This window comes from Nonomuraea sp. NPDC003201, assembly GCF_053590415.1.
On record NZ_JBSFTC010000480.1, the window covers coordinates 1 to 6,029 of the forward strand.

Below are 6,029 nucleotides of genomic sequence, written 5' to 3' on the forward strand. Positions count from 1 at the left end.
CGGACCACGGGGTCGCTGATCACCAAAGAGGTGTAACACCTGCGGCCCAGCAGCATCCTGTTCACGCTGACGCTGATCGGGGACACGAGCATCCTGCCGGCCTCCCTGCGGGTTCTGCTGCTCCTTCCCCCGCTGTTCCTGGCCCTCACCATCGCCGCGATCACCACCACCGTGATCGGCTGGAGACACCGGCGCCTCGGCGTCCTGGCCCGCGCTCACCACCACCGCCGGCAGGACGGCCGAGCCGCTCAGCGCGGCGCTCACGCGGGCGGTGACCGCTGCCGGTCCGGCGGGCGCCGAGACGGCGACGAGAACGCCCGGTCCGAGTGCCATGCCCAGCTGATGCGCGGTGTTGACCAGGCCGGAGGCGGCTCCGGCGTCGCCCGCCGCGACCCGCAGGCCGCCGGCACCCTGGTCAAGCTGCCCGTCGGCGAGGACTCCGAGCTGCTGCCGTCGCTGCTGACCCTGGCCGACGTGTACGGCACCGGCTACCACGCCGCCAAGCAGGCCCAGGTCAACCCGCGTACCACGGTGGCCGTCATCGGCGACGGCGCGGTCGGCCTGCTGGCCGTGCTGTCGGCCAGGCAGCTGGGCGCCGAGCGAATCATCCTGATGGGCCGCCACGACGACCGGACCAAGCTCGGCATCGACTTCGGCGCCACCGACGTCGTGCCCGAGCGCGGCGCCGAAGGCATCGAGAAGGTACGCGAGCTGACCCGCGGCCAAGGTGTGCACGCGGTGCTGGAGGCCGTCGGCTACATGAACGCCTATGAGACGGCGGTCGGCATCGTCCGCCCCGGCGGGGTGATCAGCCGCGTCGGCGTGCCGCAGTACGAGGACGCCCCGGTCGGGTTCGGCAGCCTGTTCGGCCCCAACATCACCCTGACCGGCGGCCCCGCCCCGGTGCGCGCCTACATCGAGGACCTGCTGCCCGGCGTGCTGGACGGCACCGTCGAACCGGGCCGGGTGTTCGACCGCACGGTCACGCTGGACGAGGTGCCCGACGGCTACCGCGCCATGGACGGCAGGACCGCGCTGAAGGTCCTCATCCAGCCCTGACCCTCCGCCCCTGGGCCGGCGGGTCTCAGACGACGCTCACGATGATCTTGCCGCGCACGCCGCCCGCCTCCAGGGCCCGGTGCGCCTTGGCGATCTCCTCCAGCGGGAACACGGTGTCCACCACCGGGCGGATGGCGCCGCTCTCCACGTACCGGGCCAGATCGGCGAAAAGGCGGTGGGTGGGCTGACCGCTGAAGAAGCGTACGCGCCGCCGGCCGTACACCGTGGAGGCGGCGAGGTACGACAGCGTCGAGGCGGCCCGGTTGACGTCGAAGGCGATCGCCACCATGCGGCCCGACGGGGTGAGCAGGCGCCGGTAGGCGGGGTGCTCGGTGCCCACGGTGTCCAGGACCACGTCGAACCGCGGCAGATCAGCGGGCCGCGTGGTGGCGTAGTCGTAGACCTCGTGGGCGCCGAGGTCGCGGACGAGGTCGAGGTTGCGCGCCCCGGCCAGGGCGGTGACGTGGGCGCCGAGTGCCCTGCCGAGCTGCACCGCAACGACGCCCACGCCGCCGCTGCCGCCGCGTACGAGCAGGCGCTCGCCCGGCCGCAGCTCCGCCTTGTCGCGCAGCGCCGTGATCGCCGTCGTCCCCACCGGGAGCGCCGCGGCCTCCACCAGGTCCAGGCCCGCCGGGACGAGGGACAGCTGACGGGGCCGGACGATCAGGTACTCGGCGGCGCTGCCGAACGTGCGGCCCAGCACGCCCCACACCCGATCGCCCACCCGGGGGCCGGGTTCGGCCGGGTCCGGGCCCCGGGCGACGACCTCGCCGGTGAAGTCGAGCCCCATGCGTTTCGGGAAGCCCCGCCGCGTCAGCCCCGTCACGAGCCGCACCTTGCCCGCCCGGCCGTGCAGCTCGCCGCCGTTCACGCTGATGGCGTGCACGCGCACCAGCACCTCGCCGGGTCCGGGGGCCGGCTTGGGCACCGTGCCCACATACAGCACCTCCGGCGGCCCGTACCGGTCGAACAGGGCCGCGCGCATCTCAGTCGCATTCATCTCCACGTGAGCGACGCTACCGGGATAAACGGATGGCATCGTCCACTTACGTTAATGTGAGAAACATGCCTGGTCATCCCTCTCAGATGGAGCCCGCGCCGGCGCTGCGGGCCGACGCGCGGCACAACCGCGTACGCATCCTCGAGGCCGCGCGGGAGGCGTACGCCACGCGCGGGCTCGACGTGCCCATGGCGACCATCGCGCGGCGCGCCGGGGTCGGCGTGGCCACGCTCTACCGGCGCTTCCCCTCGCGGGAATCGCTGATCACGGAGGTGTTCGGCGACGAGCTGGCCACGTGCGCGTCGGTCGTGGACGAGGCGCTGGCCGATCCGGACCCGTGGCGGGGGTTCTGCTCGATGATCGAGACGGTGTGCGCCATGCAGGTCGCCGACCGGGGGTTCACCGAGGCGTTCCTGACGGCCTTCCCCGACGCGATCGACTACGAGCGCACGCGGGCGCGGGCCGAGCAGGGCCTCGCCGAGGTGGTACGGCGGGCCAAGGCCGCCGGGCGGCTGCGGGCCGACTTCGACCCGGCCGACCTGACACTGCTGCTCAAGGCCAACTGCGGCGTCGCCACCGGGACGAACGAGGTCGCCGCGGCGGGGTCGCGGCGGCTGGTGGCGTACCTGCTGCAGTCCTTCCGCGCCCAGCACGCCGAGCCCCTGCCGCCGGTGCCGCCCCTCACCCTCGACCTCCTGCACGGGCAGGCGACGGCGCGGTAGCCCCGGGACATTGCCCGGGAAATGCCCGGTCGGCGCCTTGGTCGGTCCCACCCTGCCCACCCACAATCGGCAAGGACAAAACCGACCCGCAGAAAGGGAAGATCCGTGACGTACGGAATCCGGATCACCGCCGCCGTCGCCACCGCGGCGCCGACGTCACCGTCTCCCAGACCACCGCAACAGCGCCGCAACTGGCGGCCGTGCCCGGCGTGGAACGGGTGGAGCCGCTGCAGCACCGTTTCGCCTATGTCGGCTCTGACCTGCAGGACCTGTACGGCATCCGCCCCAGCACCGTCCGCCTGCGCGACACCTACGTCTTCGGCGCCACCGCCCGCCAGATCCTCGACCGGCTCGCCCATCGGCCGGACGCGCTGCTGGTCAGCCAGGAGACCGTCAACGACTTCCAGCTCCACCTCGGCGACCAGATCCGGCTGCGCACCGAGAACGGCGCCACCGTGCCCTTCCACTACGCGGGCATCATCACCGAGTTCCCGACCGCGCCCCGCGACAGCTTCCTCGTCGCCAACGCCGCCTACCTGGCCCGCCACATGCCCGCCGACACCACGTACCTGATCACCACCGACGGGACCCGGCCGAGCCAGGTGGCCGCCGAGCTGCGTGGCAGGCTCGGGCCGACGGCGAAGGTCACCGACGTGGAGACCACGCGCCAGGTCGTCGGCAGCAGCCTCACCGCCGTGGACCTGGCCGGGCTGACCGCCATCGAGCTCGGCTACGCGCTGGCGCTGGCGGCTCTGGCCACCGGCCTGCTGCTGGTGCTCGGCTTCGCCGAGCGGCGCCGCACGTACGCGCTGGCCAGGGTGCTGGGGGCCACTCCACGGCAGCTGGGCTCGTTCGTGTGGGCCGAGGTGGGGCTGGTCGGGATGGCCGCGGCCGTGCTGGGCGGACTCTGCGGCTGGGCGCTGTCGCGGATGCTGGTGGCCGTGCTCAGCGGGGTGTTCGACCCGCCTCCCGACGCGCTGGCCGTGCCATGGGTGTACCTGTCCGTTCTGGCGGTTCTTGGTGTCGCGACGCTGCTGGCCGCAGGAGCCGCTACAGTACGGGCCGCGCGTCGCCCGCCCCTGACGGTGCTGCGTGACCTGTGACGGTCAGCACCTCGGTCCAGCGGTCGCCGATGACGTCCAGGTCGTACTGCTTGGAGGTGACCAACGCGGCCGTCCCCATCAGGTGGCGCGCGGTCTCGTCTTCGATGAGCAGGCCGATCGCCGCGGCGAGGGCGGCGACGTCCCGCGGAGGGACGAGGAGCCCGTCGTGGCCGTGGGTGATGATCTCGCCGGGGCCGTGCGGGCAGTCGAAGGCGATCACGGGCACGCCCTTGCTCAGCGCCTCCAGGATGGTCATCGGGAACCCCTCCCGGCGGGAGCTGAGCACGAAGACCGAGGCGTCGTCGAGCTCGGCGCCGATGTCACGGGAGGGGCCGGGAAGCTCGACCGAGCCCGTCAGGCCGAGATCGGCCGTCAGCGCGAGCAGCCGGGCGCGCTCGGGCCCTGAGCCGACGATGCGCAGCCTCCAGCCGGGATGAACGGCGCTGACCTGTTGCCAGGCACGCAGCAGCAGGTCGAAGCCCTTGACCTTGGTCAGGCGGCCGATCGCGACGACGGTCTTGACGTTCAGGAGGGAGGGCCCACCGGTGAGGCGCGGCGTGGCGTTGGGGATACGCAGCAGGTGTCGCGGCGCGCGAGGACCCAGGGCCGCGCGGTAGGCACTCAGCTCGGCCTCGGTCAGGGTGACGAGTGCGTCGAGCCTGCCGTACCTGCGGACGATCATCTCCCGGACGGAGGGCTTGTGCGAGCCGAAGCCCGTGTGCTCCTGCCCGATCGTGATCACGCCGGGCGGCGCCAGCAGAGCGGTGACCAGGTTGAGTCCGGGGCGGGTGGTGATCAGGACGCCGGTGCGCAGGCCGCGCAGGAAGCGCAGCAGGGCGAGGTCGGTACGCAGGTCGAACCTGTCGTACGCGGCCTCCTCCCGAGGGATGAGCCTGCTGCGGAGCAGGGCGCCGCGGGGCCGGCGGTCCGCGCGCCCGTCCAGGAATCTCACGCGAACGCCGGGCGGCACTTCGAAGAAGGACTTGTCCTTGGTCCTGGTGACGCTGACGATCTCCACGTCGTGATCGGCCGCCAGCGTGCCCGCGAGGTTGAAGGCGGTCCTGATGGTGCCGCCCATGCCGTGCGCGTGCAGCAGCAGGATCCTCACCTGCCGGGTGCTGGGCGGGCCGGCCCGGCGCGCCCTGCGGCGGTTGTCCGCGCGCAGCAGGAACAGGCCGAGCCGTCGCGCGTTGACGACGAGGTGGATGGCGGCCGGGGTCAGGATGACCGAGCCCACGGTGTCGGTGGGATAGTGCGCACCGAGATAGACTCTCGCGGCCATCTGACCGGCCACGAGCACGCCTCCCGCCGCCACGACGGGCCAGAAGTATCGGGTCTTCCTGGCCAGCAGCGCCACCGCGACCACGATCGACAGGGTCAGGCACACGTGACCGCTGGGAAAGCTGTCGGGGCCGAACTCCCGCACCAGGGCGTGCACCGCCGCGGGCCGAGGACGGGCGACGATGAGCTTGACCAGCGCACCCACTCCCCACCCGGCGGCGATCACCAACAGCATGCCTCTGGCAGCGCGCGCTCGTCCCGATACGGCGACGCCCAGGACGAGGAGGGCGGCCAGGCCCGCGCCCACTACGGTGCCGAATCCCACGTTCAGGACCTGCGCCACGGCGGTCAGCCACGGGCCGCGCAGCGACTGCACCGCCTGGCTCACGCTCGCGTCCGCCGCGGTCCACGCCGGCGTGCGCGCGGCGAAGCCGACGACCACCCCCAGGCCCAGGAATGCCGCGGAGACCGGCACCGGGACCGTCGCTCTGCTGCCTGATCTCATGAACGAACGGTACGGAAGAAAATCACAACGCCCGCTCAGCACCCGGTTAGCGCGACGCTAACCTTCACACCGCATGGGACAAGCTTCCGGACGAGGATTAACCCGGCGTTATGGCTGGCCGAACCTTGCGCTATCCCACGTTTCCGCAGACTGGCGGGGTCCATACGACGTCAATGCATCGGAGATATCTCAATGCGTAAGTCCATGCTCATCCCCGGACTCGCCACCGTGGCCGTCCTCGTCGCGGGCGGCGGAGCCGCCGCGTTCGCCTCCTCCACCGCCCAGACCCCCGCCCCCGCCCAGTCCTCCGCCGCCCCCGCCGAGAACGAGGCCGCCACGCCCCAGGAGAGCGCGGAGCC

At 72.4% G+C, this 6,029-nt stretch carries 5 protein-coding genes and 1 pseudogene; 3 read left to right on the forward strand and 3 right to left on the reverse strand.

The features are described from left to right. A partial coding sequence (locus tag ACWDX9_RS58425) for a hypothetical protein (RefSeq protein WP_449972071.1) occupies positions 1 to 333 on the reverse strand: 333 nt, incomplete at its 3' end. 54 nt (positions 334 to 387) lie between these two features. On the opposite strand from ACWDX9_RS58425, the pseudogene ACWDX9_RS58430 reads away from it, so the two are divergent. Then, a pseudogene (locus tag ACWDX9_RS58430) lies at positions 388 to 1,059 on the forward strand (zinc-binding dehydrogenase); the annotation flags it as partial. A gap of 25 nt (positions 1,060 to 1,084) precedes the next feature. Here the strand turns inward: ACWDX9_RS58430 and ACWDX9_RS58435 are convergent. Next, a complete protein-coding gene (locus ACWDX9_RS58435) occupies positions 1,085 to 2,059 on the reverse strand; it encodes an NAD(P)-dependent alcohol dehydrogenase (RefSeq protein ID WP_449972074.1) in 975 nt (324 codons plus the stop codon). A gap of 86 nt (positions 2,060 to 2,145) precedes the next feature. Here ACWDX9_RS58435 and ACWDX9_RS58440 point away from each other — a divergent pair, with 86 nt between their 5' ends. Continuing rightward, complete coding sequence (locus ACWDX9_RS58440) at positions 2,146 to 2,781, forward strand: TetR/AcrR family transcriptional regulator (RefSeq protein ID WP_449972077.1); 636 nt, start codon at positions 2,146 to 2,148, stop codon at positions 2,779 to 2,781. 200 nt (positions 2,782 to 2,981) lie between these two features. Then, the gene (locus ACWDX9_RS58445; RefSeq protein WP_449972080.1) at positions 2,982 to 3,884 is read left to right on the forward strand and encodes an ABC transporter permease; all 903 of its coding nucleotides are present in this window, start codon (positions 2,982 to 2,984) and stop codon (positions 3,882 to 3,884) included. Here ACWDX9_RS58445 and ACWDX9_RS58450 read toward each other — a convergent pair. Beyond that, positions 3,832 to 5,670, reverse strand: a complete 1,839-nt coding sequence (locus tag ACWDX9_RS58450; protein ID WP_449972082.1) for a glycosyltransferase — start codon at positions 5,668 to 5,670, stop codon at positions 3,832 to 3,834. The two genes, ACWDX9_RS58445 and ACWDX9_RS58450, sit on opposite strands and share 53 nt — an antisense overlap. Between the last annotated feature and the right edge of the window lie 359 nt (positions 5,671 to 6,029).

Excerpts from the sequence above, each read along its gene's own strand:
- ACWDX9_RS58450 (WP_449972082.1), bottom strand. The coding sequence starts at position 5,670 with ATGAGATCAGGCAGCAGAGCGACGGTCCCGGTGCCGGTCTCCGCGGCA.
- ACWDX9_RS58435 (WP_449972074.1), bottom strand. The coding sequence starts at position 2,059 with ATGAATGCGACTGAGATGCGCGCGGCCCTGTTCGACCGGTACGGGCCG.
- ACWDX9_RS58440 (WP_449972077.1), top strand. The coding sequence starts at position 2,146 with ATGGAGCCCGCGCCGGCGCTGCGGGCCGACGCGCGGCACAACCGCGTA.